Below are 1,897 nucleotides of genomic sequence, written 5' to 3' on the forward strand. Positions count from 1 at the left end.
GTTTTTGCATAAACATAGAGTTAACGAATCAGATTAATCGTATAAATTTATTTAGTACCAGTATTGATATACGAAATTTCGAAATAACGAATACCACTCTTGATATGGCTCCTTGGTATAATCCGATCTTAAATGGCCATTATATAATTGAGCAGCCCACAGCTGATTTTTTGCTTATTAAAACCACTGACACTCAGTTTGTAGCTGCTGATTCAAGTAAGTTAATTATAATGACACTTGCATCACCTATTAATTTTTTACTTTTATGTATCTTAATATTTGGCTCTGGCCTGTACTTACGCAGAGAGCGTAGAAAGCGTCATTATAAAAATCAAATAGCGGAGCTTAATCTTCAAGCCAATAGCTTACTCACTGCATTTAATTTGCAAGTAAAACCGGCAGAGAATCCTTTGGGTGTAAGCAGCTTAAGCCAATCAATAAATAGTTTAAATACGCATGTGGCTAATTATGTAAAACAAACTCAAACCAGTATATGCCAAGATAAACTGACGTTATTAATTGACCGTCATGCATATATTGAACATATCGACAGACAAATTAATCATGCTAATCAAGAAGATCTTAAGTGTGCGCTCCTGTTTATAGACCTTGATGGTTTTAAACAAGTAAACGACTCGTTTGGTCACAGTTTTGGTGATGAAATATTAGTTCAAGTTGCTAGCCGACTTGCGAATGTTTTACGCCACCATAAATTAAGTAACATAAATAGTGCTAACCAATTAGAGCAAAACTTATCAAGGTTAGGAGGAGACGAGTTCTCCATTTTTATAGAATTACTTGATGATAGCGATAGAGTTGTTGAAATTGCTAAGCACGTACTAAGTGAGCTTGAAAAAGACTTTGTGCTTGGCAATAAAATAGTAAAAATTAGTGCCAGTATTGGTATTGCGGCTTACCCAGAAAGTGCATCAACGCCTCAAGCGCTTTTACAATTAGCCGATGTAGCTATGTATAGAGCTAAAAGTGATGGTAAGGGAATATTTAAAGTTTACTCGCCAGAAATGGGTAACAAAATGCGCCGTTACCATTATTTACTTGAAGAGCTGCGTTTAGCGGTTGCGTGTAAAGATTTTTACTTATCTTTTCAGCCAATTGTGCATGTTGAAGATTGTATGATTGATTATTTCGAAGCACTTACCCGATGGGACCACCCAGTTGAGGGCATGATCCCCCCTTCAGAATTTATTCCAATAGCAGAGGAGTCTAATTTAATATTAGAACTTGGCGATTGGATTATGCTTGAATCATGTAGGCAAATGGCTGCATGGCACAATGCAGGTATGCGTAAAGTAAAAATATCAGTAAATGTTTCGGGCATTCAATTAAAGCACCGTGACATTTATGATTGGATAATGAAGAAGCTCAAAAAAACCGGTTTACCCGCTACGTCTTTAATGCTTGAAATTACAGAATCAACATTCATTAAAGCCAGCCCTAAAATAATTAAAGAGCTGAGCAGGCTAAGAGAAGAGGGCATTACTATTGCTATTGATGACTTTGGTACAGGTTTTAGCTCGTTGAGCACATTAGCAGATTTACCAATTGATGTTATTAAAATTGATCGCTCGTTTATAGCTCAAGCTAATAAAAGCCAAAAATATAATGATATATTAAATACAATTAGTGAGCTTGGACAAAAACTTGGCCTTAAAATTGTAGCTGAAGGCGTTGAAGAAATAGGGCAGTTTGAACTTGTTAAAAAAATGGGTGTGAGTTCTGTTCAGGGTTATTTAGTAAGCCGACCTGAGTCATCAGCTAATGTAGGTAATAAAGTATTACGCAATAACACCAGTAACCTTTCAGCATCGGGTACAAGTGCTTGGGATATTGTTAGTTAGTTAGTTAGTTAGTTAGTTAGTTAGTTAGTTAGTTAGTT

The 1,897-nt window shown here is 35.7% G+C and carries 1 protein-coding gene; it reads left to right on the forward strand.

Translation table 11 applies throughout. From position 1 onward, the window contains the following. Positions 1-1,859: bifunctional diguanylate cyclase/phosphodiesterase (locus GQR46_RS12860; RefSeq protein WP_240922906.1), on the forward strand; the 1,859-nt coding region annotated here is incomplete at its 5' end. Positions 1,860-1,897: the final 38 nt, after the last annotated feature.

It is taken from the genome of Pseudoalteromonas sp. Z1A6 (assembly GCF_011378745.1).
Lineage (GTDB): Bacteria > Pseudomonadota > Gammaproteobacteria > Enterobacterales > Alteromonadaceae > Pseudoalteromonas > Pseudoalteromonas arctica.